General features: G+C 69.7%; 22 protein-coding genes. 12 read left to right on the forward strand and 10 right to left on the reverse strand.

The genetic code is table 11. The annotated features are described in order from the left end of the window. The first annotated feature begins 174 nt into the window (after positions 1-174). Positions 175-717, forward strand: coding sequence for a DUF3016 domain-containing protein (locus tag AC2EWF_RS17005; RefSeq protein WP_483640575.1), 543 nt, complete (start codon positions 175-177; stop codon positions 715-717). A 76-nt stretch (positions 718-793) separates the two neighbouring features. On the opposite strand, the gene AC2EWF_RS17010 is transcribed toward AC2EWF_RS17005, so the two are convergent. Beyond that, entirely contained in the window at positions 794-1,984 is a 1,191-nt protein-coding gene (locus AC2EWF_RS17010) for a DesA family fatty acid desaturase (protein WP_483640576.1), read from the reverse strand. Positions 1,985-2,150: 166 nt separating this feature from the next. Between AC2EWF_RS17010 and AC2EWF_RS17015 the strand changes: the two genes are divergently transcribed. The 6 genes from AC2EWF_RS17015 to AC2EWF_RS17040 all read left to right on the forward strand — a co-directional run bounded on the left by AC2EWF_RS17015 (position 2,151) and on the right by AC2EWF_RS17040 (position 7,107). Beyond that, a complete protein-coding gene (locus tag AC2EWF_RS17015) occupies positions 2,151-2,912 on the forward strand; it encodes an ABC transporter ATP-binding protein (RefSeq protein ID WP_483640577.1) in 762 nt (253 codons plus the stop codon). Next, positions 2,909-3,664 (forward strand): ABC transporter permease, encoded by a 756-nt coding sequence (locus AC2EWF_RS17020; protein WP_483640578.1) that lies wholly within the window; start codon positions 2,909-2,911, stop codon positions 3,662-3,664. The genes AC2EWF_RS17015 and AC2EWF_RS17020 overlap by 4 nt, the downstream gene beginning before the upstream one ends. After that, the gene (locus tag AC2EWF_RS17025; RefSeq protein ID WP_483640579.1) at positions 3,664-5,019 is read left to right on the forward strand and encodes a GldG family protein; all 1,356 of its coding nucleotides are present in this window, start codon (positions 3,664-3,666) and stop codon (positions 5,017-5,019) included. Before AC2EWF_RS17020 ends, AC2EWF_RS17025 begins: the two co-directional genes overlap by 1 nt. Continuing rightward, a complete protein-coding gene (locus AC2EWF_RS17030) occupies positions 5,016-5,510 on the forward strand; it encodes a hypothetical protein (RefSeq protein WP_483640580.1) in 495 nt (164 codons plus the stop codon). Before AC2EWF_RS17025 ends, AC2EWF_RS17030 begins: the two co-directional genes overlap by 4 nt. Continuing rightward, positions 5,510-6,337: a bifunctional DNA-formamidopyrimidine glycosylase/DNA-(apurinic or apyrimidinic site) lyase gene (gene mutM / locus AC2EWF_RS17035; RefSeq protein ID WP_483640581.1), complete on the forward strand. Its 828-nt coding sequence runs from the start codon at positions 5,510-5,512 to the stop codon at positions 6,335-6,337. Before AC2EWF_RS17030 ends, mutM begins: the two co-directional genes overlap by 1 nt. A 170-nt stretch (positions 6,338-6,507) precedes the next feature. Beyond that, positions 6,508-7,107: a nitroreductase family protein gene (locus tag AC2EWF_RS17040; protein ID WP_483640582.1), complete on the forward strand. Its 600-nt coding sequence runs from the start codon at positions 6,508-6,510 to the stop codon at positions 7,105-7,107. 57 nt (positions 7,108-7,164) lie between these two features. Here AC2EWF_RS17040 and AC2EWF_RS17045 read toward each other — a convergent pair whose 3' ends face one another. The 6 genes from AC2EWF_RS17045 to asnB are packed head-to-tail and all read right to left on the reverse strand — an operon-like array spanning position 7,165 to position 13,898. Further along, entirely contained in the window at positions 7,165-8,217 is a 1,053-nt protein-coding gene (locus tag AC2EWF_RS17045) for a hypothetical protein (protein ID WP_483640583.1), read from the reverse strand. Further along, the gene (nadE, locus tag AC2EWF_RS17050) at positions 8,214-9,191 is read right to left on the reverse strand and encodes an NAD(+) synthase (RefSeq protein WP_483640584.1); all 978 of its coding nucleotides are present in this window, start codon (positions 9,189-9,191) and stop codon (positions 8,214-8,216) included. The genes AC2EWF_RS17045 and nadE overlap by 4 nt, the downstream gene beginning before the upstream one ends. Before the next feature lie 22 nt (positions 9,192-9,213). Beyond that, on the reverse strand, positions 9,214-10,101 hold the full coding sequence (locus tag AC2EWF_RS17055) for a N5-glutamine methyltransferase family protein (RefSeq protein WP_483640585.1): 888 nt from the start codon (positions 10,099-10,101) through the stop codon (positions 9,214-9,216). Between the two features lie 9 nt (positions 10,102-10,110). Next, positions 10,111-11,676, reverse strand: a complete 1,566-nt coding sequence (locus tag AC2EWF_RS17060; RefSeq protein WP_483640586.1) for a class I adenylate-forming enzyme family protein — start codon at positions 11,674-11,676, stop codon at positions 10,111-10,113. Beyond that, the gene (locus tag AC2EWF_RS17065) at positions 11,673-11,918 is read right to left on the reverse strand and encodes an acyl carrier protein (protein WP_483640587.1); all 246 of its coding nucleotides are present in this window, start codon (positions 11,916-11,918) and stop codon (positions 11,673-11,675) included. Before AC2EWF_RS17065 ends, AC2EWF_RS17060 begins: the two co-directional genes overlap by 4 nt. A 39-nt stretch (positions 11,919-11,957) precedes the next feature. Further along, positions 11,958-13,898, reverse strand: coding sequence for an asparagine synthase (glutamine-hydrolyzing) (gene asnB, locus AC2EWF_RS17070; RefSeq protein WP_483640588.1), 1,941 nt, complete (start codon positions 13,896-13,898; stop codon positions 11,958-11,960). A gap of 476 nt (positions 13,899-14,374) precedes the next feature. Between asnB and AC2EWF_RS17075 the strand changes: the two genes are divergently transcribed. Further along, entirely contained in the window at positions 14,375-15,454 is a 1,080-nt protein-coding gene (locus AC2EWF_RS17075) for a polysaccharide deacetylase family protein (protein ID WP_483640589.1), read from the forward strand. Between the two features lie 61 nt (positions 15,455-15,515). Here the strand turns inward: AC2EWF_RS17075 and AC2EWF_RS17080 are convergent, their stop codons facing one another. After that, positions 15,516-16,289 (reverse strand): hypothetical protein, encoded by a 774-nt coding sequence (locus AC2EWF_RS17080; protein ID WP_483640590.1) that lies wholly within the window; start codon positions 16,287-16,289, stop codon positions 15,516-15,518. Positions 16,290-16,374: 85 nt separating this feature from the next. Continuing rightward, the gene (locus tag AC2EWF_RS17085) at positions 16,375-16,995 is read right to left on the reverse strand and encodes a thymidine kinase (RefSeq protein WP_483640591.1); all 621 of its coding nucleotides are present in this window, start codon (positions 16,993-16,995) and stop codon (positions 16,375-16,377) included. A gap of 97 nt (positions 16,996-17,092) precedes the next feature. On the opposite strand from AC2EWF_RS17085, the gene AC2EWF_RS17090 reads away from it, so the two are divergent. Together AC2EWF_RS17090 and AC2EWF_RS17095 are read left to right on the forward strand one after the other, a co-directional pair. Beyond that, positions 17,093-19,072 carry a UvrD-helicase domain-containing protein gene (locus AC2EWF_RS17090; protein ID WP_483640592.1) on the forward strand — a complete coding sequence of 660 codons (1,980 nt, stop codon included), beginning with the start codon at positions 17,093-17,095 and terminating at the stop codon, positions 19,070-19,072. Positions 19,073-19,149: 77 nt separating this feature from the next. After that, a complete protein-coding gene (locus tag AC2EWF_RS17095; RefSeq protein WP_483640593.1) occupies positions 19,150-20,739 on the forward strand; it encodes a tetratricopeptide repeat-containing sulfotransferase family protein in 1,590 nt (529 codons plus the stop codon). A 9-nt stretch (positions 20,740-20,748) separates the two neighbouring features. On the opposite strand, the gene AC2EWF_RS17100 is transcribed toward AC2EWF_RS17095, so the two are convergent. Beyond that, positions 20,749-21,783 (reverse strand): AI-2E family transporter, encoded by a 1,035-nt coding sequence (locus AC2EWF_RS17100; protein WP_483640594.1) that lies wholly within the window; start codon positions 21,781-21,783, stop codon positions 20,749-20,751. A 135-nt stretch (positions 21,784-21,918) separates the two neighbouring features. Between AC2EWF_RS17100 and AC2EWF_RS17105 the strand changes: the two genes are divergently transcribed. Both AC2EWF_RS17105 and AC2EWF_RS17110 read left to right on the forward strand, forming a co-directional pair. After that, positions 21,919-22,782, forward strand: a complete 864-nt coding sequence (locus AC2EWF_RS17105) for a 5'-nucleotidase, lipoprotein e(P4) family (protein ID WP_483640595.1) — start codon at positions 21,919-21,921, stop codon at positions 22,780-22,782. 356 nt (positions 22,783-23,138) lie between these two features. Beyond that, complete coding sequence (locus AC2EWF_RS17110) at positions 23,139-24,083, forward strand: hypothetical protein (RefSeq protein ID WP_483640596.1); 945 nt, start codon at positions 23,139-23,141, stop codon at positions 24,081-24,083. Positions 24,084-24,119 lie beyond the last annotated feature (36 nt).

Consider the following 24,119-nt stretch of genomic DNA (forward strand, 5'->3'; position numbering starts at 1 on the left):
CCGCCCCGGCGCAGGCCGGGGTCCGGTGAAACACCCAAAAACCCGCCGCAAGGCGGGTTTTTTGTTGCCCGTGCCGCCGACACTTCCGGCCCCGGCGTACACCCAGCCGGCGCAACGGCGTTACTGTTCGGTATCCGGGCGATATCGCCCCCCCCCCCGCGGAGGAACGCCGCCATGAAATGCCGGACCGCCTCGTCTGCCCTGCTCGCTGCCTTGCTCGCCGTTGCGGCGCTCGCCGGCGCACCAGCCGTCGCCGCGACCACTAGCGCCACCGCGCCCGCAAATGTCTCGGTCACCTACGACCACCCCGAGAAGTTCACCGAGACCCGCAAGCTGCGCGGCCTGGCGCCCCAGCTCGACAACGACGATTACCTGAAGGTACTCAAGACCTGGCTCGAGAAACGCGCCGGCAAGATGCTGCCGCCGGGCGAGCGCCTCGACATCGTGGTGACCGACATCGACCGTGCCGGCAATTTCGAACCCTGGCGCCGCGGCACACTGCGCGAAGTGCGCATCATCAAGGACGTCTATCCGCCGCGCATCGACCTGCGCTTCCGCCTGCTCGACGCGAATGGCAAGGTGATCCGCGAAGGCACGCGCAAGCTGCGCGATCCGGGCTTCATGTCGGACAGCATCAACACCTCGGCCAACGACAACCTGCGCTACGAGAAGGCACTGCTCGACCGCTGGCTGCGCAAGGGACCGGATCAGCTCTAGCCCAGGCGGTGGACAAGCCCAAACAGAAAGGCCCGCCATCAAGGCGGGCCTTTCGCTTGCGTCGCTGCTAGGCGGATCAGGCGGCGACCGCGTAACCCTTGAGCCGGGCCGCGAAGTCCTGCAGTGCGCGGATGCCGCTCTGTTCCGCCTCGACGATCCACTGCTGCAGACCCTTGAGCGCCTGCTCGGCGCCACGCTGCTCCATCAGGGCGGCGAGGCGGGTGCGGAAGTCGCACACGGTCCTCAGGGTCGGACGCTTGGCCAGCACGGCCTGCAGCTTGCTGCTGCCGTCGCTGTCCAGCCAGCGGCCGCCATCGGCGAGGGCGCGGCGCATGCGGCGCGGCACGGCCTTGATGCTCTCGCCCGCGTGCTGGGCCTCGTCGCGCAGGGTCGGCACGATCACGTTGCAGTAAAAATCGGTCATCGCCTGGAAGCGATGGGTGAGCACCGCCTTGAGCGTCTCGGCGTCGGGCAGCGGCACGTTGGGGCGCACGTCCAGCGTGGGCGCCACGCGCAGCACCTTGGCCAGGCCCACGGCACGGAAGGCGCAGATCGCGGCCCAGCCGATGTCGAACTCCCACTTGCGCAGGGCGAACTTCGCCGAGCTCGGGAAGGCGTGGTGGTTGTTGTGCAGCTCCTCGCCGCCGATCCAGAAACCCCACGGCAGCAGGTTGCGCGAGGTGTCCGCGCTCTCGAAGTTGCGGTAGCCGGCCCAGTGGCCGATGCCGTTGACGAAGCCGGCGGCCCAGAACGGGATCCAGATCATCTGCACCGCCCAGATCGCCGCGCCGATCACGCCGAACAGCGCGATGTCGATGATCGCCATCAGCGTGGGACCCCAGTAGGGATGGGCACCGTAGAGCTTGTGCTCGACCCAGTCGTCCGGCGTGCCGCGGCCGTACTGCTGCATGTCTTCCTTGGAGTGGCAAGCATCGCGGTACAGCGACACGCCGTCCCAGAATACCTTCTTGATGCCATAGATCACCGGGCTGTGCGGATCTTCCTCGGTTTCCACCTTGGCGTGGTGCTTGCGATGGACCGCCACCCACTCCTTGGTGACCATGCCGGTGCTGAGCCAGCCCCAGAAGCGGAAGAAGTGCGCCACCGCCGGGTGGAAGTCCACGCCGCGATGCGTCTGGCTGCGGTGCAGGTACAACGTCACCGTGAAGATGGTGAGCTGGGTCGCCACCAGCAGGTAGACCAGCATGCCCACCCAGCCGGCGTGGACCAGGCCGTTGGACAGGAAATTCAGCACGGTATCGGACATCGGATCGGGACTCGGGGCGGATTCGTGTAGCAGTCTAGGTGAGGGTTTGCCGTACTCGCCAGCATGTTGCCAGGCAGTCCCACCATGGTAGGGGGCGGGCGCTTGCACTTTCGTTAAGCGACGGCGACCGGTTGTGTGAAGATGGGGCCGCATCGACAATCGCGCAATGACCTCCGTCAAATCCGCCGCGCTCCCCGTGCTGCAACTCGACCGCCTCGCCCGCCGCCGCGCCGGGCGCACGGCCGTTCAGGATCTCAGTCTGGCGCTGCTGCCCGGCCAGGTGCTGGGCCTGCTCGGCATCAACGGCGCGGGCAAGTCCACCACGCTGTCGATGATCGCCGGCGCCCTGCGGCCGGACAGCGGCGCGATCCGCCTGAACGGCGAGGACTTCCTGGAACGCCCCGAGCTGGCGCGCCGCCTGATCGGCTGGCTGCCGGAGCGCGCGCCGGTGTGGGCGGAGCTCACCGTGGCCGAACACCTGGACGCCCACGGCCGCCTGCGCGGCCTTGCCGGCCCTGCGTCGCGCGAGGCCCGGGACGCGGTGCTGGCGCGGCTGGAACTGCAGCCGCTGGTGCACCGGCTGGCGGGCGCCCTGTCGCAAGGCCAGCGCCAGCGCCTCGGCCTGGCCTGTGCGCTGCTGCACCGTCCCGCCCTGCTGGTGCTGGACGAACCGGCCAATGCGCTCGACCCGGTGCAGGTCGCCGCGCTGCGCAACCTGATCCGCGAGCAGGCCGCCGCGGGTACTGCGGTGATCCTGTCCACCCACGTGCTGATCGAGGTCACCGCCGTGTGCGATCGCGTGGCGATCCTGCACGAAGGGCGCCTGCACCACGACGGCGCGGTACGCGCGGACGACCATGCCGCGCTGGAACGCCGCTTCTTCGAGATCGCCATGCAAGGCGCCGCGCCGGCGGCACGCGCCGCATGACATTCCTCGCGATGTTCCGTCTCGAATGCCGCCGCCTGCGCGTGCAGCCGCTGGCGTGGGTGATGCTGGCGCTGAGCCTGGCCTGGCTGGGCTGGTGCTTTACCCGCCTGCTGGGCGACTTCCTGGCCGGCGAGATCCAGCGCGCCGCGCTGCCGGACAGCCCCGGCTACGTGGACCTGGTTGCCGTGCCGCTGCTGGGCCAGCTCGCGCAACTGGCCTTCCTGGTGGTGCCACTGCTCGCCATGTCCACGCTGGCCGGCGAACGCCGCAACGGCACGCTGCCTTTGCTGTTCGCCATGGGCCTGCCCGCGTCGCGCATCGTGCTGGGCAAGTACGCCGTGCTGCTGCTGTGGCTGCTGGCGTGGCTGCTGCTGACTCTGGCGATGCCGTTGTCGTTGGCGCATGCCACCACGCCGGACTGGGGCAAGCTGGCCGCCGCCGCGCTGGGCGTCGCCCTCATGCTGGCCGCGCTCGCCGCACTGGCCGTGGCCGCTTCCGCTTTCACCGCGCACCCGGCAATCGCCGCGGTGGTGGCCTTGCTGCTCGGCCTGGCGCTGTGGACGGTGAACCTCGGCGCGCAGGCAGCCGGCATCGACGACGGCGCCATCAGCTGGCTGGCGATGAGCACGCATGAGCAGAACCTGCTGCGCGGGCTGGTTTCCAGCGCCGACGTCCTGTGGTTCCTGCTGGTGATCGCGGTATGCCTCGCGCTGGCCGTGCGCAGGCTGGCGGCCGAGAAGGAGCGCGGCTGATGCAGCGTCTGTGGAAACGCCTCGACGGTTGGCTGTTCGCGCTGCTGCTGCTGGCCGGCGCCGGTGCGCTCGGCTTCCTCGGCACGCGCTACGCTTACGTGTCCGACTGGACCGCGAACGGCCGCGTGAGCCTGTCGCCGCAGAGCCGAGCGGTGCTGGCGAAGCTGGACGGCCCGGTGGAAATCGTCAGCTATGCGAGCCCGCAGGGCGACCTGCGCGCGCAGATCGCGGGCTTCCTGCAGCGCTACCGGCAGGCCAAGCCGGATCTCGCGCTGCGCTTCGTCGATCCGCAGCAGGATCCGGCACGGATGCGCGAGCTGGGCATCGGCGTGGACGGCGAGCTGATCCTGCGCTATCGCGGCCACGAGCAGCGACTCACCGAACTTTCCGAAGCCAGCGTGACGAACGCGCTGGAGCGACTGATCCGCGGCAGCGACCGCATCGTGGCCTTCGTCACCGGCGACGGCGAGCGCCTGCCGGGCGCCCAGGGCAAGCCCGACATGGGCACGCTGATGGGGCAGCTCGCGCAGAGCGGCCTGCGCGCGGTACCGCTGAGCTTCGCGCAGGCGACCGCGGTGCCGCAGGGCACCGACCTCGTGGTGCTGGCCAGCCCGACCGTGGCGCTGCCCGCGGGTACGGTACAGGCGCTGGTCGCCTACGTGCAGGATGGCGGCAATCTGCTGTGGCTGCGGGATCCTGCGGACGGCGACCTCGGCCTGGCCCCGCTCGCCAAGGCACTGGGGGTCGAGGTGCTGCCGGGCGTGTTGGTGGACGGCAGCGGTGCCGCGCTGGGCCTCGACGATCCGCGTCTGCTGGCAGTGGCGCAGTACCCGCCCAACCCGATCACCCGCGGTTTCCAGCTTGCCACGCGCTTCCCGCAGGTGGCGGCGCTCGCGCGCACCGGCGCGGGCGGCTGGACGGCCACGCCGCTGCTGCGCTCCAGCGCACAGAGCTGGACCGAGTTCCATCCCATCGACAACACGCGCCCGTCGGCGATCCGCTATGACGCGGCGGCCGGCGAGTTCAAGGGTCCGCTGGACTTCGGCCTCTCGCTGGCCCGGCTCTCGCCCAGCCCGGACAAGCGCGAGCAACGCGCGGTGGTGATCGGCGACGGCGACTTCCTCTCCAACGCCTACCTGGGCACCGGTGGCAACCGCGCGCTGGGCGAACGCATCTTCAACTGGCTGCTCGGCGACGATGCCCTGGTCGACCTGCCCCGCCAGGGCGTGCCCGACCGCGTGCTGCGCATCGGCCAGGCCGAGCTCAACCTCGTCAGCCTCGGCTTTATGCTGGTGCTGCCGCTGCTGCTGCTCATCGTCGGCGCGCTGATCGTCTGGCGCCGGCGCCGCGCATGAAGCGGGCCGCGCGCAGCCGCCTGTGGCTGATCACGGGCGTGATCGCCCTGCTGGGACTGGCGCTGTGGCAACGGCAGCGTGACGCGCACGACGCGCCGGGCCCCCTGCTCGCACTCGATCCCGCGACGGTCACCGCGGTGACGCTGCAACTCGGCGACGCGCCTGCCGAGCACTACGCGAAACGCGACGGCCACTGGTGGCGCACGGACGGCCAGGGCGTCGACGACCGCTACCTCGACGGCCTGACCGCCGTCGCCGCCGCCCCCGTGCTGCAATGGCGCGCTGCCAGCGACTTCGACGCCGCGAAGATCGGCCTCGCGCCACCGCAGGCGGTACTGAGCCTGGACGGCCAGCGCCTCGTCTTCGGTGCGATGTCGGCGACCGGCCCGCAGTGCTACGTGCAGGTCGGCGCGCGCGTGGCGCTGGTCTCGCTGCGCTTCATGCCACAGGCGCCCAGGGCGGAACACGTCGAATTGCGCGGGGCGCACTGATGCCCGAACTGCCCGAAGTCGAAACCACCCGCCGCGGAATCGCGCCACACCTGGTCGGCCGGCGCGTGACGGCGGTGGTGCTGCGCCGGCCGGACCTGCGCTGGCCGATCCCGCAGGAGGTGTCCGGGCTGCTGCCCGGGCAGCGCATCGAAGCGGTGGAGCGCCGCGCGAAATACCTGTTGCTGCATACCGCGATCGGCAGTGCCCTGCTGCACCTCGGCATGAGCGGCATGCTGCGCGTATTGCCGCCCGATGCGCCGGTCGGCCCGCATGACCACGTGGACATCGCGCTGGCGCGTGGCGCGCACGGGGGCCCGCGCGTGCTGCGCTTCACCGACCCGCGCCGCTTCGGCTGCCTGCTGTGGCAGCCCCCCGGCACCACCCACGAACTGCTGGCGAAGCTCGGCCCCGAGCCGCTCACCGATGCCTTCGACGGCGACCTGCTGTGGCATCTCTCGCGCGGCCGCACGGCGGCGGTGAAACTGTTCCTGATGGACAACGCCGTGGTGGTGGGCGTGGGCAACATCTACGCCAGCGAGGCGCTGTTCGCCGCCGGCATCGATCCCAGCCGCGAGGCCGGCAGCGTGTCGCGGGCCCGCTACGCGCGGCTCGCCGCCGAGGTGAAACGCATCCTCGCGTACGCCATCGAACGCGGCGGCACCACCTTGCGCGACTTCCTCGCCCCCGATGGCGCCCCCGGTTATTTCTTCCGCGAGCTGATGGTCTACGGCCGCAGGGGCGAGCCATGCAAGGTGTGCGGGACGACGATCCGGCAGGCGGTGCTGGGGCAGCGCTCCACGTTCTGGTGCCCGCACTGCCAGCGTTGAGAGCCTGTTCTGGCGATCGGCGTTTCCCGAAGGAAACGGTGTAACCACGGATTGCCGGCTACCGGCAACGGCGCGGCGCGCCCAACATATCCGTCATCCCGAACACGCATACGACCGGAACGCCCTGGCGTCCCGCGGGTTCGGCTTTTCTTTTTTACGGAGCAACCGCCATGAGCAACGCCGTGATCGAACACCTCAAGAAGCGCCGCACCCAATACGCGCTGGGTCGCAACGTGGGCATGGACAAGGACGCCCTGGGCAGCCTCATCCAGCAGGCCATCAAGCACACGCCGTCGTCGTTCAATTCGCAGAGTTCGCGTGCCGTCATCCTGTTCGGCGAGCAGAGCGTGAAGTTCTGGGAGCTGGCCAAGGAAGCGCTCGCCAAGGTTGTTCCGGCCGGGGCCTTTGCGCAGACCGCCGCCAAGCTCGACAGCTTCGCCGCCGGCGCAGGCACCGTGCTGTTCTATGAGGACCAGGACGTGGTGAAGGGCCTGCAGGAGAAGTTTGCGCTCTACGCAGACAACTTCCCGGTGTGGTCCGAGCAGTCGGGCGGCATGGCGCAGTTCGCGGTATGGATGGCGCTGACCGATGCCGGCATCGGCGCCAGCCTGCAGCACTACAACCCGCTGGTGGACGACGCCGCCCGCGCGACGTGGAACGTGCCGGCGTCGTGGAAGCTGCGCGCGCAGATGCCGTTCGGCTCGCACGAAGGCGGCTTCGGCGAGAAGGCTTTCATGGACGACGGCCAGCGCTTCATCGTCGCGGGCTGAGCCGGCGCACACGGCAGGCATGCGGCGAGGATGGCCGGCTGGCCGCCCTCGCCGCGCTCACTCGTCTGCGTCGGACTCGGTGAGGTGCCAGTCCTGCGCCAGCGCGGGCGGGGCCGGGCCGTCGCCCAGCCACTTGCCGACCACCGGCTGGCCCTCGCGCAGGACGAAACCGGCACGACGCCAGCCCGCCATCCGCGCCGCGGGGGCCGCGCATTCCAGCGTGACCGAGGTGCAGCCCTCGCGCCGCGCCGCGTGCACCAGCGCCAGCACCAGCCGGTGGTCGATGCCTTCCACGCCGGCCTCCGACCAGTAGTCGCGCACCTCCAGCACGCGATCCGCGCGCTCGCAGGCGAACCACGCTCGCAGCGGACCGTCGCGCCGGTCGGAGAGCAGCAGATAACGCACGTAGGCCAGCGGCGACCGGTCGAAACGCCAGCGCATCATGGCGGCGTCGTGCATGCCGAGCAGGCCGTCGCCGCGGGGCGAGGCCTGCCAAAGCGCATCCATCCGTGGGTCGGCCTGCTCCGACCAGGCCGCTGTCACGCGCCGGCCCGTCAGCGCGCGCAAGCCGTCCTGCACGGCACGCCCCGCATCCAGCGCGCCACCCAGCGGCGCGGCCAGCCAGCGCGGCAGGCGGCGGCGCAGGTAGCCGGCATGGCGCAACACCCGCGCATGGCGCGACAGCTCGCCGAGCACCGCATAGCCCAGCCGCTTCACCACCGGCAGCGACCTGCGGTTGGGGAAGCCGTAGAGCAGGTCGTAGCGCCCCGCCGCCGAGGCGACCAGCGCCTCCTGCAGCATCAGCGCCGGGCCCAGCGTGCGGTGGCGCGCATTCACCGCCATGTCCGCCAGCAAGCCCGCGCGGATCTCGCGTCCCTGCCACAGCATGCGCCGCGCGCCCACGCCGCAGGTGCCGATCACGGCGTCGCCGTGGCGCAGCATTTGCAGCAGGGCCGGCCCGAACGGGCCACCGAGGTAGAACCAGTCGTACTTGCCGGCGTGCCGCGCGGGATCGCCGAGATTGTCGCGCCAGAGCGCCAGCACCTCGTCGCGATCGCGCGCCAGCTCGGCCAGCGCGATCCGGTAGGCGTTCGGGTCGCCAACCCTCATGCCGTCGCCTCCGGTCCCAGCAGCAGCGGCGCCAGGTGCAGGTAGCGCGTGCTGCTGCGCTTGCGCTCGATGTCGGTGTAGACCGCGGCGGCATCGGCTTCGGCGATGCCGAGCGCAGCGGCCAGTTCGGCCGCCGGGCGCCGGTGCTCCAGCGCCCACAGCGCGAGATCCATCTGCGGCCAGGGCAACGCGAAGTAGAACTCGTCCTGGCCCTGGGCAAGGCTGTAGGTGTCGGTGGTGGGCGGGGCGGTGGCCACGCAGTCCGGCAGGCCGAGGTGGCGCGCCATCCCGTAGACCTGGGCCTTGTACAAGTGTGCGATCGGCTTCACGTCCGCCGAACCGTCGCCGTTCTTCACGAAGAAGCCCTGGTCGTATTCCAGCCGGTTGGGCGTGCCGACCACGGCGTAGTTCAGGCGATCGCCGTGGAAGTATTCCAGCGTCTTGCGCAGGCGCTGCTTGTAGTTGGTGGCGGCGACGATCTGCAGGTATTCGGGCAGTGGCAGCGCACATTCGCGCCGCACGCCCTCGGGCGACTCGGCGATCAGCACGAAATGGTTGATGCCGCCCGCGCTGCCGCCGGCGATGGCGATCTTCATGCGCCAGGCCTCGGTGTAGTCGGGCAGCAGCCGTCGCACCGCCGCGTCGCGGGCGGCGTAGCAGCCAATCGCGGCCAGCGCCGGGGCGATGTCGACGGTCTCCGTGCGCACGCCGAGGTGCTCGGCCAGTGCGCGCGCGTTGCGCGCGCTGGAGGAGGCCGAGTCGCGCTCGGGCAGGATCAGGGTGAACACCTTGTCCGGCCCCAGCGCGCGCACTGCCAGCGCGGCGCAGACCGAGCTGTCCACGCCGCCGGAGATCGCCACCACGAGGCCGCGCTTGTGCAGCACCCGTGCAGTGGCCTCGCGCAGGCGCGCGGCGATGCGCGCGGCTTCGGCGGCGTAGTCCAGTGCGAAGACACCCGGGTCCAATGCTTCCATGTCCAATCCCTCGCGTACCGGCTCAGGCGCGGCGGGCGAGGATCACCCGCACGTCGCCGCGTGCGTCAGCCAGCTGGCGCACCGCATCGTAGTGCGGGTCGCGCAGCAGCCGCCGACCGAGTGCCGGCCCCTGGCCCAGCCCCACTTCCAGAGCCAGCCAGCCCCCGGCGCGCAGCAGGCGCGGCGATTCCTCCAGCAGGCGCAACAGGATGGTCACGCCCAGCGGGCCGCCGTCGAAGGCCAGCCGGGGCTCGTGCCCGGCGATCTCCGGCGCCATCTGCCCCACCTTGGCGCTCAGGATGTACGGCGGCGCGCAGACGACGAGATCGACGGTGCCGTCGAACCCGCCATCGAAGGGCTCCAGCAGGTCGCCTCGGCGCAGCTCCACCCGCGCCAGGCCAAGGTGACTGCGGTTGCGGTCGGCCAGGGCTAGCGCCTCGGCGCTGATGTCGGCCGCGAAGACCGCTGCGCCGGGCACGTGGTGGGCGATGGCGAAGGCCAGGTTGCCCGAGCCGGTGCATACGTCGACCACGCGGGCGGCGGGACGCGGCAGCTCCTGCCGCAGCAGCTCGATACAGGCCTGCGCGAGCTGCTCGGTCTCCACGCGCGGGATCAGCGCCGCGGGCCCGCTCAGCATGTCCAGCCCCATGAAGTGGGCGCGCCCGGTGAGATGGGCCAGCGGTTCGCCGGCGAGGCGCCGTTCGATGAGCTGCTGCAGCCGGCGCCGGCCGGGATCGTCGTCCAGCGGGGGCAGCTCGCCGTCGCGGGCAGTCACCGCCGAACGCGGTTGGCCGGCAGCGGCATGCCAGAGGGCCCGCAAGGCGCTGTCGGGGGTTTCGCACGGCTTGTCCGGCAGCGTCTGCAGGGAACCCGCAAGGTGGTCGCGCAACGACAGGTACAACGTGTCCATGGATATCCTTCAGCCTGGCAGCTGTTCGAGCAAGGCCCTGCGACTGACCTTGCCGGTGGCGGTGCGCGGCAGTTCCGCGCAGATCACGATCTGTTGCGGCACCATGAAGTTCTCGAGCCGCCTCATGCATTGCGAGCGGATCTGCCCGGCACCCAACGTCGACCCCGGCTGCAGCACTACCCAGGCGCGGATCGCCTGTCCCAGTAGCTCGTCGGGCACGCCCGCCACCGCCGCCTCGCGCACGCCATCGATCGCATGCAGCACGTTCTCCACCTCGACCGGGCTCACCTTCTCGCCGCGGGTCTTGATGATGTCGTCGCTGCGCCCGACGAAGTAGAGGAAGCCCCCCGCATCCATGCGAAACCAGTCGTGCGTGCACAGCACGCGCTCGCCGGGCAGCGGACCGGGTCGCAGCATCTGCGCGGAAAGGTCTGGGCGGTTCCAGTAGCCCAGCATCACGTGCGGGCCGCGCACGTGCAGGATGCCCGCCTCGCCCGGGGGCACCGGCTCGCCCGCGGGCGAACGCAGGAACACCTCGGTACCTGGGATCGCCTTGCCCACCGAGCCAGGCTTCGTTTCCAGCAGCTCCGGTTCGAGATAGCAGACCCGCTTGCATTCGGTGAGCCCGTACATCTTGTAGATCAGCGCATGCGGGAAGATCTCGCGCAGGCGCAGCGCCTGCTCGTCGGGCAGCGCGGCGGCGGTGTTGGTGACCCGCGTCACGGCGGGAAAGCACAACGGCTCGCCGCGGTGCGCGGACAGCAGCATCGCGAAGATGGTGGGCACGCCGGGAAACACCGTCACGTCGAACTCGCGCATGCGCGCGAACACCTGCGCGGGGAACGCGAAGGAACGCTCCAGCACCAGGGTCGCGCCCAGCTGCACCGCCATCAGCCACTGGTACAGGCCGTAGTCGAAGGCCAGCGGCAGCGCGCACAGGATGCGTTCATCGGGACCAAGGCGCAGGTACTCGGTCAGGCTGCCGGTCGCGAACAGCATGGACTGGTGCGTGTGCATCACGCCCTTGGGCTGGCCGGTGGAACCCGAGGTGTAGATCAGCGCGGCCAGGTCCAGTGCGATGGTGGCGGGCGGCGCGGCCAGCGGCGCGTTCGCGGCGACCACCGCGTCGAAGGCCTCGATGGCCTGTCCAGCGGGGAGCCGGCCCGAGGCGATCACGCGCAATGCGGGGCGGGTGGCCAGCAGCGGCAGGAACTCCTGCGCGATGTGCCCGTCGGTGAGCAGCACGCGCGCACCGCTGTCGTCGAGCATGAAGCCGAGCTTGTCCGACTTGGTCAGCGGGTTGACCACCATGAACGCGCCGCCGGCCAGCAGCACCGCGAAGATCGCCACCGCGCAGGGCCAGGTGTTGTCCATGTAGATCGCCACGCGGTCGCCGCGCTCCACGCCGCGTTGCCGCAGCGCTTCCGCGAGGCGCAGGGCGCAGTCGAGCAGTTCGGCGTAGCTGTACGCCCTGCCCTCGGCCACCACCGCGGCGTGCAAGGCGCGCCCCGGATCGGTGCCGTGCTCCAGCAGCGCCTCGTGCAGCAGGCGGCGCGGCGCGATCCGGTCTTTCACGCCAAGCTCCGCTGGCGCTCGACGAAACGCACGATGTTGTCCACCGAGTCGAAGTTCTCCGGCAGCATCTCGCTGGCCTTGACCCGGATGCCGAACGCCTCCTCGAGGAACATCACCACTTCCAGCACGCCGGTGGAGTCGATGATGCCGCGGTCCAGCAGCGAGGCGTCGTTCGGCAGCTCGCTGCCGTCGTCGCTGAACAGCAGGTTCTCCAGGATGTAGTGGCGGACGCGTGCTTCCACGCTCGCGGTCTCATTCGGCATCGGGTGCTCCGGTCAGGGTCATGCGGCGGGCCGCCGCAGGAAAAGGTCATCGATCAGCATGGTCGACAGGATGCCCACGAAGGCCTGGTTGTCGGCGAAGCCGATCACGTGGCCGCGCCGGCATTTCTCGAACAGGCGTCCCACCGCGGGTGCGTCGAACCAGCCCGCGGCACGGATGCGGTCGGCGCCCAGCAACTCGGCCACGTAGTCCAGTGGCCTGCCGTCGACGAAGAAGCTGGACTGGTCCGGCGCGCGGTACGGCTGTTTGGTGCGCGCGAGGATGTCCGTCGGCAGCAGGCCGGCGAGCGCCTTGCGCAGCAGGTATTTCTCGGTCATGCCGCGGATCTTCCAGTGCGCGGGCAAGGCGTTCGCGAACTCGACCACGCGGTGGTCGAGGAAGGGAAAGCGCCCCTCGATCGAATGTGCCATCGCCGGACGGTCGCCTTGCGACGGCAGCAGGTAGGCGGCCAGCAGGGTCTTGGCCTCCACGTACTGGTCGCGCGCCAGCGGGCTCCAGCGCGCGATCGCCGGCGGCAGGCGCTGTTCGTACCAGGCCAGCGGATCCCAGCCGTCGATGCCGGCGCGCAGCTCCGGCGCGAGGAAACGCAGCGCATGCCGCGAGCTCGTCCAGCGCGGCGCATGCGCGAAGACCGGCCGGTCGAGCCCTTCCATGCCGCGGCCGAAGAAGGACTGCGCCAGCGCCGCGTGCCGCACCGGCGAATTTCCCAGGTAGCCGTACAGACGGCCAAGCAGGAGCGGGCGGAAACGCGAGTCCGGCTGGCGCGCCCAGAAGCGCCGCACCTTGGCCTCCTTGAAGATGTCGTAGCCGCCGAACACTTCGTCGGCACCCTCGCCGGTCAGCACCACCGTGTAGCCGGCCTGGCGCACCTGCTGTGCCAGCAGCATCAGCGGCACGCCGGCGGTGCGCAGCACCGGCGCCTCGGCGTGGCGGATCAGCTGCGGGAAGGCCTCGCCGATCGCCCGCCGCGTGCAACGCAGCGTGGTGTGTTCGCAGCCCAGGTGGCGCACCATCGCCTGCTGGTGCGTGCTCTCGTCGAACTCGGCCTCGTCGAAGGCGATCGAGAACGTGCGCGTCGCGGCCGCGCCCGCCTCGCGCATCAGCGCCACCACGGCGGAGGAATCCAGGCCACCGCTGAGGTAGGCGCCCAGCGGCACGTCGGCCTGCAGCCGCAGGCGCACCGCGTCGATGAGCAGCTCGCGCAATTCACCGGCGGCCTGCTCCACCGAACGCCAGCGCCGCGCGGGCGCATCCATCTCGGGGAAACTCCAGTCCCAGTAGCGGGTCAGCGTTTCGCGGCCGTCGCGCTCGATCGCCAGCAGGTGCCCCGGCGGCAGGCACTCGACGTCGGCAAACACGCTGCCCGGCTCGATCGCCCCCCAGAACGTGAACGCTTGCGCCAGCCCCTGCGGATCCAGCCGCGCCAGCTCCGGGCGCACGGCGAGCAGTGCCTTGATTTCCGAGGCGAACCAGTGTCGGCCGGCCGCACGCACGTGGTACAGCGGCCGCACGCCGCAGCGGTCCCGCGCCAGCACCAGACGCTGCCGCCCGGCGTCCCACAGCGCAATCGCGAACTGGCCGTTGAGGTGCTCGACGAAGCGGTCGCCGTGCTCCTCGTACAAATGCACGATCACCTCGGTGTCCGAAGCCGTGGCGAAGCGATGGCCGCGCCGCTGCAGTTCCGTGCGCAGGCTGCGGTAGTTGAAGATTTCGCCGTTGAACACCGTCCACACGCTGCGCCGCTCGTTGGCGATCGGCTGCGCCCCGGTGGCCAGGTCGATCACCGCCAGCCGAGCGTGGGCAAGCCCGGCGCCGCCGTCGACATGGAAGCCGTAGCCGTCCGGCCCGCGATGGTGCAGCGTACGGATCATCCGCTGCAGCGTGGCCTGCGCAGCGGCGGGTGCATCGGGGGGACCGAGGAAGCCGGCTATGCCGCACATTGCGTCGTTTCCTCAGGGCCGCGCGCGACCGATTGCGGGTGAAGGCTGCAGCGCATGCCCGGGGCTTGCCGATTCGGCCATGCGTCCGCCGCCCGTGGCCGGCGCCGGCCGACCATGGGGAACCGATGTGATCGATGGCCTGGTCGGCATGGTGGCCCCCTACCCCCTGTGCCGCGGCCGGTTGCGCAGGCGCTTTCCCGGACACGTGTCTGTGCCTATAGAATGCATCAAGAAAGTGTGCGATGCATCACACTTCGAAACAGGTAGTCCGCTTGCCGGCAGGTGGGCGGCAGTCGGCCAAGGGGACTCGTCGACGTGTCACACGCCGTGATGCAGGAAGCGCACATTGCCATGTCGGGCCACGACGCCTCGCCGGCGGTCCGGCATTCGGTCCCGTGCCGTGCGATCGACGGACGCAGGCGCGACCGGAGCCGGTCGACGGCACCCGACCGGACCGACCGCCCGGAGCGGTCACCGTGCTGAACCACGCCGGGCACGGCGAAACGCCGTTCGGCCTGCGCGGACGCCTGGGCCGGCTGTGCCACCGCGCCGGCCTGCTGCGCCTGCTGCAGCAGGCGCGCGGTTGTCTTCATCGGGATCTGCGGCTGCTGGCCTATCACCGCGTGCTGACCGTGGACACTCCCGACCGGTTCGATTTCGACCTCGGCCTGGTCAGCACATCGACGGAGCGCTTCCGGCAGCAGATGCAGCTGCTCAAGCGGCGTTTCAGGCCGATGTCGCTGGGCCAGGTGGTGGCGGCGATCGATGCCGGCGAAAGGCTGCCGGCCGATGTGGTGGTGGTGACCTTCGACGACGGCTACGACGACAACTATCACCATGCCTTTCCGGTCCTGCGCGAGCTGGAGATGCCCGCCACCTTCTTCGTCTCCACCGGCCACATCGACAGCGGCCGCCCCTTTGCCTACGACTGGCTGGTGCACATGATCCTGCGCGCGCCGGTCGAAGAGCTGGCCCTGCCCGAACTTGGGCTGGCGCGGTCCATGCCGACCGCCCGCGCGGCGCGCCGGGTGCTGGCAAGGGAGGTGCTGGATCGGCTGAAGGATCTCGACGACGACCACCAGGCGGCGCTGATCGCGCGCCTCGAGCAGGCCTGGGGCCTGCCCTCCGCGGCGGGCCACGCCGACTGCCGCCCGATGAACTGGACGCAGCTGCGCGAAATGCATGCGGGCGGCTGCGAAATCGGCTCGCACGGCGTACACCACCGCATGCTGGCCAAGCTGCCCCAGCCCGTGCTGGAAGCGGAACTGCGCGACTCCAGGGCCGCGCTGGAACACGAACTTGGTGCGCCCGTCACGCTGCTTTCCTATCCGGTCGGCGGCGACGCCTCGTTCGATGCGCGGGTGGTCGAGGCGGCCGAGGCGGCCGGCTACCGGGCGGCGTGCAGCTACATCTGCGGCACCAACCCGGTGCGCGCACCCAACCGCTATGCGCTGCGACGCTTGCCGGTCGAGCGCGAAATGGACAGCGGCTGGTTCGCGGCGATGTTGACCCTGCCCGAGCTGGTGAGCTACCCGACCGTCAGCCGGGTGTCCTGAGAGTCTGTTCAATACCTCCACGTAGCTCGCGGAGATATTGAGCAGGCTCTGAACCGCCTGTTCAGGACGGCCAGCGGAATTCCACGTGCCGGTTGTTGAATTCGGGATCGTCGAGGCGGCCGCCCGGCTGCGCGACCATCGTTTGCGGCATGCCCTCCACTTCCAGCGCCTGACCCGCGGCGAAGCGGGTACCCAGCGCCTGCATCTCCACCAGCTTCTCGCACAGCACGCCGGCGCGGTCCAGTTCGTGCGCCGGCACCTGGCGGAAACTGAGGTCGGGGCGGCCGAACTTGCGCATGCCGCGGGTATGCACCCAGGATCGCCCGCTGTCCGGCTCGTCGCTGCGCAGGATAAGCACATGGTTGCGCGGCGGCGCGCCGCCCGGCACCAGGTAGCGCGCGCGCCACGTGTCCGCATCGAACAGGCCCATGATCTGCGGGTCGAGGATCGCGCGGCCGCCGATATCGAGCAGCGCGGCGAGCACGCCCAGCGTGTCGCGCAGATAGTCGAGGCCGGGGCTGTCCTGCAGCTGGCCGCGTACCACCAGCACGTCGGGTGCGGTGCGCGCCTGCTCGAAGGTTTCCGGTGCGTCCTCGCGCAGGATCTCGCCCAGCGAACCATTGAGCGGATAACCCTCCCACTTGCGCAACTCAAGGTTCTGGAAGCGCCTGAGATCCACGCCCGCGGGCAAGCCGGGGCTGCCAAAGCGCCTGGCGGGGATCACCAGCTCGCGCTCGAACTTGCCGAACACGTAGAACTGCAGCAGCACGTCCTCGTCGGAACCGGGTTGCCAGTAGGGGCGTGGCCACTCGGGAGCTAGTTGTGCTTCGGTCATCGGATTGCCCGGGATGGAGGGGAATGCGGGGGAAGGCGGGGCCACGGCCAGCTGTCCATTTAGAAAATTGGCGGGATGCAGGTTTTCACAACGGCAATACGCCCTGCTGCAGTTCCACGCGGCCATGGCCTTCGGTGATCTTCTTGAACTCGGCACGGCTCACCGAGACATAACGGTCGTTGCCGCCGATCTCAACCTGCGGGCCATCAGTGACCGCCCGACCCTGCCCGTCTACGCGCACCACCATGGTGGCCTTGCTGCCGCTGTGGCAGATCGTCTTGATCTCCTGCAGCTCGTCGGCCCAGGCCAGCAGATAGCGGCTGCCTTCGAACAGCTCACCGCGGAAGTCGGTACGCAAGCCATAGGCGAGCACCGGGACGTGCAGCCGGTCCACCACGTCGCTGAGCTGCCACACCTGCGCCCGGGTGAGGAATTGCGCCTCGTCCACGAACACGCAGTTCAGCGTGCCGTGCGCGGCGATGTCGGCCTGGACCAGGGCAAGCAGGTTCTCGTCACCGGCGAAACGGCGCGCGTTCGCCTTGAGGCCGATGCGCGACGCCACCACGCCCTCGCCGTGGCGCGTGTCCAGCGTCGGCGTGAGGATCAGGGTCCGCATGCCGCGCTCGTGGTAGTTGTACGCGCTCTGCAGCAGCGTGGTGGTCTTGCCGGCGTTCATCGCCGAGTAATAGAAGTAGAGCTTGGCCATGACGCTGCACCGGATGCCGGGTCGCGCATGGTACCGCGCCGGGCCGCGGCCGGTTGCTCTGCTACCATCGGCCGCCGCCTCACGCCGCCTGCGATCCATGCTCAACCCGCAACAACTGGCCGCCGTCGAACACTGCGATACCCCGCTGCTGGTGCTGGCCGGCGCAGGCTCGGGCAAGACCAGCGTGATCACGCAGAAGATCGCGCACCTGGTGCAGCGGCGGAAACTGGCTGCGTCGAAGATCGCCGCGATCACCTTCACCAACAAGGCCGCCCGCGAGATGCGCGAACGCGTCGGCAAGCTGGTATCGGGCGAGGACGCCGCGGCGCTCACCGTATGCACCTTCCACGCGCTGGGGCTGAAGTTCCTGCAGATCGAGCATGCGCGCGCCGGGCTGCGCCGCGGCTTCTCGGTGCTGGACGCGGACGACAGCGAGGGCATCGTCAAGGAACTCGCGCCGAAGGGCGCGAAGCCCGACGTGCTGTTCGGCCTGCGCAACCTGCTGGGTCGCGCCAAGAACGCCGGCCACACGCCGGAGGAGGCGCTGGCCGCCGCGCGCAGTCCGCGCGAGCTGGAGGCGGCCACGATCTACGAGATGTACCAGGCGCGCCTCGCTGCGTTCAACGCGGTGGATTTCGATGACCTGATCCGGCTGCCGCTGCGCATCCTGGAGTCGGACGACGAATGCCGCGCCGCCTGGCGCGAGCGCCTGCGCTACCTGCTGGTGGACGAGTACCAGGACACCAACGATGCGCAGTACCGCCTGCTCAAGGCGCTGACCGGCGAACGCGGCGGCATCACCTGCGTGGGCGACGACGACCAGAGCATCTACGCCTGGCGCGGCGCCAACCCCGAGAACATCGACCAGCTCGGCCGCGACTGGCCGAACCTGCGCGTGATCAAGCTGGAGCAGAACTACCGCTGCGGCAAGCGCATCCTGCGCGCGGCCAATGCGTTGATCGCGAACAATCCCCACGCGCACGAGAAGAAGCTGTGGAGCGAGCACCCGGAAGGCGCGCCGATCCGCGTGCTGGAGTGCAAGGAGGCCGAACACGAGGCCGAGAAGATCGCCTCGCTGGCCGCCACCCTGGCCGAGAAGCACAAGGCGCGCTGGCACGACATCGCCATCCTCTATCGCGGCAACTTCCAGGCACGCCCGCTGGAGAAGGCGCTGCGCCTGGCACGCATTCCCTACCACCTCACCGGCGCGTTGAGCTTCCTCGACCGCGCCGAGGTGAAGGACGTGCTCTGCTACCTGCGCCTGCTCACCAACCCCAGCGACGACGCCGCCTTCCTGCGCGTGGTGAACGTGCCGAAGCGCGAAATCGGCGCCACCACGCTGGAGAAGCTGGGCCAGTTCGCGCAGGCGAAGCACTGCTCGCTGCTGGAAGCCACCCGCAGCGATGCCGTGCTGCGCCAGCTCTCGCCGCGCCCGGCCGCCGCGCTGGCCGCGTTCTCTGGACTCCTCGACGAACTGCGCAGCGCCTCGCTGCACGAGAGCGCGGCCGACCTGGTCGACCGCCTGCTGAAGCGCACCGGCTATGCGGCCCAGCTCGCCGCCGCCACCCCCGATGTCTCCGTACGCGAGCGCAAGCTCGGCAACCTGCGCGAACTCATCGACTGGTTCCGCGCCATGCAGAAGGGCGACAGCGCCGGTGACCTGGCCGCCCAGCTCGCCCTGCTCAGCCACGCCGACCGCGATGACCCTGGCAACGCGGTGCGCATGATGACCCTGCACGCGGCCAAGGGCCTGGAGTTCCGCTTCGTCTTCATAGTGGGCTGCGAGGACGGCACGCTGCCCCACGACGGCGCCATCGACGAGGGCCGCATCGACGAGGAGCGCCGGCTGATGTACGTGGGCATCACCCGCGCCAAGGAACTGCTCACGCTGTCGTGGTCGGCGAGGACCAAGCGCTACGGCGAGGTGCACAGCAACCAGCCCAGCCGCTTCCTGCACGAACTGCCGCAGGGCGACCTGCACTGGCAGGGCAAGGATCCCGAGGCGGACAAGGAGGCGGTGCGCGAGACCGCCGAATCGCACATGGCGCGGATCAAGGCCATGCTCGCGGGCGCCTAGTTGACGATCGGGCGCCCGCCTTTCATTGTGTGGATGGCGACCGGTCGCCTCTCTGCCCCGGCGCCAGGGGGAATAACGTGATCGACTCGACCCGGGCTTATACCAAGCTCGTCGCCGCCTTCAACCAGAACGACTGGCCGCGGGTGCAGCAGCGCGCCGTACAGCTGCTGACCATCGCGCCAGACGATGCCCGCGTGCATTTCATGGTTGGCATCGCCTGCATGCAGACGCAGCAGGTACAGCAGATGCCGAAGGCGCTGGAGCACCTGCTGAAGGCCACCCACCTGGAGCCCCGGCGTGCCGACTATGTCGCGCAATACGCGAAGGCACTGGCGCAGGCGCGCCGGCTCCGCGAGGCGCGGCTGGTCGCGGATCGCGCGATGACCCTGTCGCCCGGCGACGCGATGACCCTGGATACGCTGGGCATGGTCTACCGGCAGGCCAACGCACTGATGCAATCGGCCAACGCCTTCCGCCGCGCCGTGGCGCTGTCGCCCGATCATGCGGTCGCCCACCTCAACCTCGCCTACGCCCTGAATGCGCTGGGAGACACCGAAGGCGCCGAGCAGGAACTGGAGGCCTGCATCCGGCTCGAACCGCGCCATTGGTACGCCCACCTGCTGCTCGCCCAGCTGCAACGGCAGACCGTGGGGCACAACCACATCGTGCGTATGCACGAACTGCTGGAACGCCAGGGCGACGATCCCGGCGCACAGCTCCTGCTCAATATCGCACTGGGCAAGGAATGCGACGACCTCGCCGACTACCCGGCCGCGTTCAGGCACTACACGCTCGGCAAGGCGGCCGGCAGGCGCATGCGGCCCTATGCGTTCGCGCGCGACGAGGCGATGTTCGATGCTCTGGTCCGCGCCTTTCCCGCCGCCGAAGGCGAAACCGCCACGGGCGACCCCACGCGCGAGCCGATCTTCATCATCGGCCTGCCGCGCACCGGCACCACCTTGCTGGACCGCGTCATCTCCAGCCATCCCGACGTATGTTCCGCCGGCGAGCTGCAGAACTTCCCCACCCTGCTGCAACGGGCCTCCGGATGTCCCACCGCCCTGCTGGGCGAAGCGGACATCGCGGCCCGCACCCGCCACGTCGACTGGCAGCAGCTGGGTGCGGCCTACCTCGCCAGTACGCGACCGGTCACGGGGGAGACGCCGCGCTTCATCGACAAGATGCCGCACAACTTCCTCTACGCCGGCTTCATCGCCCGCGCGCTGCCGAACGCGAAGATCGTCTGCCTGCGCCGTGACCCGCTGGACACGTGCATCGGCAACTTCCGCCACCTGTTCGAGCAGACATCGGGCTTCTACGACTATTCCTTCGACCTCGACGACATCGGCCGTTACTACATCCAGTTCGACCGCCTGCTGGCGCACTGGCGCAAGGTGCTGCCCGGCCGCATCCACGAGGTGCAGTACGAATCGCTCGTCGAGAACACCGAAGCCACCGCACGCGACCTGCTGGCCTTCTGCGAACTGCCCTGGAGCGACGCCTGCCTGCGCTCCGAGAGCAACACCACGCCGGTCAACACACCCAATGCCTGGCAAGTGCGCGCGCCGATCTACCGCGATGCGGTGGGACACTGGCGGCACTACGAGACCCAGTTGCGCGACCTGCGCGGGATGCTGGCCGGGGCCGGCATCGGCAAGGCGGACTGAACCCGACGCTCAGATCAGGCGCTGCGCCTCGAGCTCGCCCTTGAGATACGCGTAGTAGATCGGCGCGGCGATCACCCCGGGCAGGCCGAAGGCGGCTTCCAGCAGCAGCATGGCGATCAGCAATTCCCACGCCCGCGCATGGATCTGCGAACCCACGATGCGGGCGTTGAGGAAGTACTCCAGCTTGTGGATCAGCACCAGGAAGCCGAGCGCGGCGATGCCCACGCCCAGCGACACCGCCAGCGCGGCGATGGTGATGGCGGTGTTGGAAAGCAGGTTGCCCACCACCGGCAGCAGCCCGACGATGAACGTGATCGCCACCAGGGTCTTGGCCAGCGGCACGTGGATGCCGAGCAGCGGCAGCACGCCGAGCAGGAAGATTGCGGTGAGCACGGTGTTGACCAGCGAGATCTTGATCTGGGCGAACACGATGTCGTGGAACGCCTGGGCCAGCCGATGGCTGCGCTGGCCCAACGTCGCCGCCAGCGGCCCCACTTGGTGCGGCGGCCGGGTGCGGCTGAGCGCCACGATCGCGCCCAGCACCAGGCCGATCAGGATGTGCACGAACGCGCGCGCCGCCTCCTTGCCGGCCAGTTGCAGCTCCACCGCGTGCTTGCGCGCCAGCTCCACCACGCCGTCGCGCAGATCGTCCACGCTGTCGGGCAGGTGGTCGACCAGCATCGCTGGCAATTGCTGGCGCGCCTTTTCCACCAGCGGCATCAGCTGCTGCTGCCACAACAGCTCGGGGTTGCCCAGCTCGCTCCGGAAGAAGCTGATCGCGCCGAGGATCAACAACACCAGCAGGCCCACCACGACGGCACCGAGCGCGGCGACCACCACCACCCGCGCGCGGTCGCCCGGAATGCGTCGCCCCAGCAGCGGCACCGCCGCCTGCACCAGTTCGTACACCAGCAGGCCCGCCAGCAGGGCGGAGAGCAGATGCAGCACCAGCACCAGCACCAGCGCCAGCGCAGCCAGCACGTAGCTGGTCACGCGGATGGCGGGCGAACTGGCGCGGGGCGCGACAGACGTCGGATCGTGCATGCGGACTCCGGCGATGGCGGGAATGGCGGGGATGACGCCAGTCTGTCAGCCGGAGGCGGGCGCAGCCAGCCCCGGACACCTGCCTGTCGTAAAATCCTGCAACACTCGCCGTTCCCATCCGGAGATACCAGCCCCATGCGACTTCAGCTGCCGCTGGCCCTGGCCGCACTCGCCCTGCTCACCGGCTGCGCCGCCACGCCGCCACACCACCCCGCCATGCCCGTGGCAGCCGCCAACGACAACCTGGATGCGGTGGCCTGGGCGCAGACCGCGATCGAACACGACCTCATCTACCTGCAGACCTACCGGGACGCCCAGTCGCGCCTGCTGGCCGCCTTGCACGACCCTCGGTGGGACGCCTTGACGAAGGAGGATCGCGCGGTGCCGGCCACCGGCCTGCCGCCCGCGGTGGTGCTGGACATCGACGAGACGGTGCTGGACAACTCGCCCTACCAGGCCCGGCTGGTGAAGAGCGGCGGCCAGTACGACGAGGCGAGTTGGGCCGCATGGTGCAAGGAGGAACGTGCCCGTGCCATGCCCGGCGCGCTGGCCTTCACGCAATTCGCCGCCGAACACGGCATCGCGGTGATCTATCTCTCCAACCGCGCGCAGGACCTGGACACGGCTACCCTGGCGAACCTGCGTAGGCTCGGTTTCCCGGTGTCCGGCCCCGAAGCTTTCCTCGGCCTGGGCACGGTGCTGCCGGGCTGCGAGCAGGTGGGTACCGAGAAGGGCTGCCGTCGCCAACTGGTGGGCCGCAAGTACCGCGTGCTGATGCAGTTCGGCGACCAGCTGGGCGATTTCGTCGATGTCGTCGCCAATACCGTGGCTGGCCGCAAGCAGGCCATCACCGGCTACATGGGCTGGGTGGGCACGCGCTGGTTCGTGCTGCCCAACCCCACCTATGGCGCCTGGGAGCCGGCCCTGTTCAACAACGACTGGAGCGCACCGCCGGCGCAGCGGCGCCAGCAGAAACTGGATGCGTTACGTTTTAATTGATATAAAACATGAAGTTACAAAGCAAAACAAAAGTGTTGCCTCAAGTTTAACGGCCCGGTAATATCTGCCTCGCCTACCTGCTGCTGACCGCAACGTTTCCGCAGGCAAGGCCATTTCCCACCGGCTCCGCCGGATTGCCCCGCGAGGCTACGCCCGCGGGGTTTTTCTTGGGTCTTGCGGCCATTCCTGATCGCGACGGCCGTACCGGCAACCGTCGCTGGCCATGCCGTTCGGGAGGCGCTCGCTGTCCGCAAGTTCGCGCGATCGACCCTTGTTCACCCCGGCAGTGCCGCTTAACCTGATCCATCACCGCGCCCGCCGGCGCCTCCCGTTTACCCGACCAGCGAGCCTTGCCCATGCGCTTCCGCCCCCTCCGCCGCCACCTGCTGCCCCTCGTCGCCTTGCTGGTCCTGGCCGCCTGCCACCACCAGGACGAGGCCGCGCAGGTCGGCGGCAGCACGCCGGAGGCGGCCGTGCAGGGTTCGATCGACCTGCTCAAGGCAGGCGATTTCAACGGCCTGTGGAAGCACGCCCTGCCGCCGGCCGAATACGCCACCTTGCGCGCGGACTGGAGTCGCCACAACGCGAACCAGCCGCCGGTCAGCGCCGCGGAGAAGGCGAAGTTCGACGAGACCGTGCAGAAGCTCACCGGCCCTGATGCCGACGCCAGGCTCTACGCCGAGGTGCAACCCAAGCTCAGCCAGATGGAGCAGCAGTACAAGGACCAGCTGCCGGTGCTGATCAGCGTGGGCGACGCCCTGCTGAAGAACGGCGTGGCGCAGAACAAGGACCTGGACGCCGAGCAGAAGGCCCAGGCCAACCAGCTGATCGACGTGCTGGCGCCGTGGGCGAAGCAGGCGCCGTGGTTCGACCAGACCAGGGCGAAACAGTCCGTCGGCGTGCTGGTGGCCACCGCGCGCAAGCTCGACCTCAAGAGTCCGGACCAGCTGCGCACGCTGGACTTCGATGCCGCGATGGCGAAGTACGCCACCGGCTACGCCGGCCTCAAGCAGTTGCTGGCGATCTACGGCCTGTCGGTGGACGATGCGCTGGACTCGGTCAGGCTCAGCACGCTCTCCAGCAAGGACGGCCGTGCAGTGGTGAAGATCGACTACACCTTGCTCGGCAAGCCGCTCTCCGCCGAATCCACGCTGGTGCAACGGGCCGGCCGCTGGTACAACGAATCGCTGATCAACAATGTGCACGAGGCGCATGAGCGCCTGCAGCAGCCGGCCGCGGCGGGCAGCACGGCGCTGACGGCAGCCCCTGCCGCCGCCACCCGCGACGCCACCAGGAACTGACACCCTCCGCCGCTGACCGGCATGCGGGCCAGCGCC

The sequence above is a fragment of the Rhodanobacter sp. sgz306013 genome (assembly GCF_057031145.1).

Coding starts and splice junctions, on each gene's coding strand:
- AC2EWF_RS17085 (WP_483640591.1), bottom strand. CDS start 16,995: ATGGCCAAGCTCTACTTCTATTACTCGGCGATGAACGCCGGCAAGACC.
- asnB (WP_483640588.1), bottom strand. CDS start 13,898: ATGTGCGGCATAGCCGGCTTCCTCGGTCCCCCCGATGCACCCGCCGCT.
- AC2EWF_RS17110 (WP_483640596.1), top strand. CDS start 23,139: ATGCGCTTCCGCCCCCTCCGCCGCCACCTGCTGCCCCTCGTCGCCTTG.
- AC2EWF_RS17005 (WP_483640575.1), top strand. CDS start 175: ATGAAATGCCGGACCGCCTCGTCTGCCCTGCTCGCTGCCTTGCTCGCC.
- AC2EWF_RS17055 (WP_483640585.1), bottom strand. CDS start 10,101: ATGGACACGTTGTACCTGTCGTTGCGCGACCACCTTGCGGGTTCCCTG.
- AC2EWF_RS17020 (WP_483640578.1), top strand. CDS start 2,909: ATGACATTCCTCGCGATGTTCCGTCTCGAATGCCGCCGCCTGCGCGTG.
- AC2EWF_RS17045 (WP_483640583.1), bottom strand. CDS start 8,217: ATGAGGGTTGGCGACCCGAACGCCTACCGGATCGCGCTGGCCGAGCTG.
- AC2EWF_RS17090 (WP_483640592.1), top strand. CDS start 17,093: ATGCTCAACCCGCAACAACTGGCCGCCGTCGAACACTGCGATACCCCG.
- nadE (WP_483640584.1), bottom strand. CDS start 9,191: ATGGAAGCATTGGACCCGGGTGTCTTCGCACTGGACTACGCCGCCGAA.
- AC2EWF_RS17105 (WP_483640595.1), top strand. CDS start 21,919: ATGCGACTTCAGCTGCCGCTGGCCCTGGCCGCACTCGCCCTGCTCACC.
- AC2EWF_RS17040 (WP_483640582.1), top strand. CDS start 6,508: ATGAGCAACGCCGTGATCGAACACCTCAAGAAGCGCCGCACCCAATAC.
- mutM (WP_483640581.1), top strand. CDS start 5,510: ATGCCCGAACTGCCCGAAGTCGAAACCACCCGCCGCGGAATCGCGCCA.
- AC2EWF_RS17080 (WP_483640590.1), bottom strand. CDS start 16,289: ATGACCGAAGCACAACTAGCTCCCGAGTGGCCACGCCCCTACTGGCAA.
- AC2EWF_RS17010 (WP_483640576.1), bottom strand. CDS start 1,984: ATGTCCGATACCGTGCTGAATTTCCTGTCCAACGGCCTGGTCCACGCC.
- AC2EWF_RS17015 (WP_483640577.1), top strand. CDS start 2,151: ATGACCTCCGTCAAATCCGCCGCGCTCCCCGTGCTGCAACTCGACCGC.
- AC2EWF_RS17025 (WP_483640579.1), top strand. CDS start 3,664: ATGCAGCGTCTGTGGAAACGCCTCGACGGTTGGCTGTTCGCGCTGCTG.
- AC2EWF_RS17100 (WP_483640594.1), bottom strand. CDS start 21,783: ATGCACGATCCGACGTCTGTCGCGCCCCGCGCCAGTTCGCCCGCCATC.
- AC2EWF_RS17030 (WP_483640580.1), top strand. CDS start 5,016: ATGAAGCGGGCCGCGCGCAGCCGCCTGTGGCTGATCACGGGCGTGATC.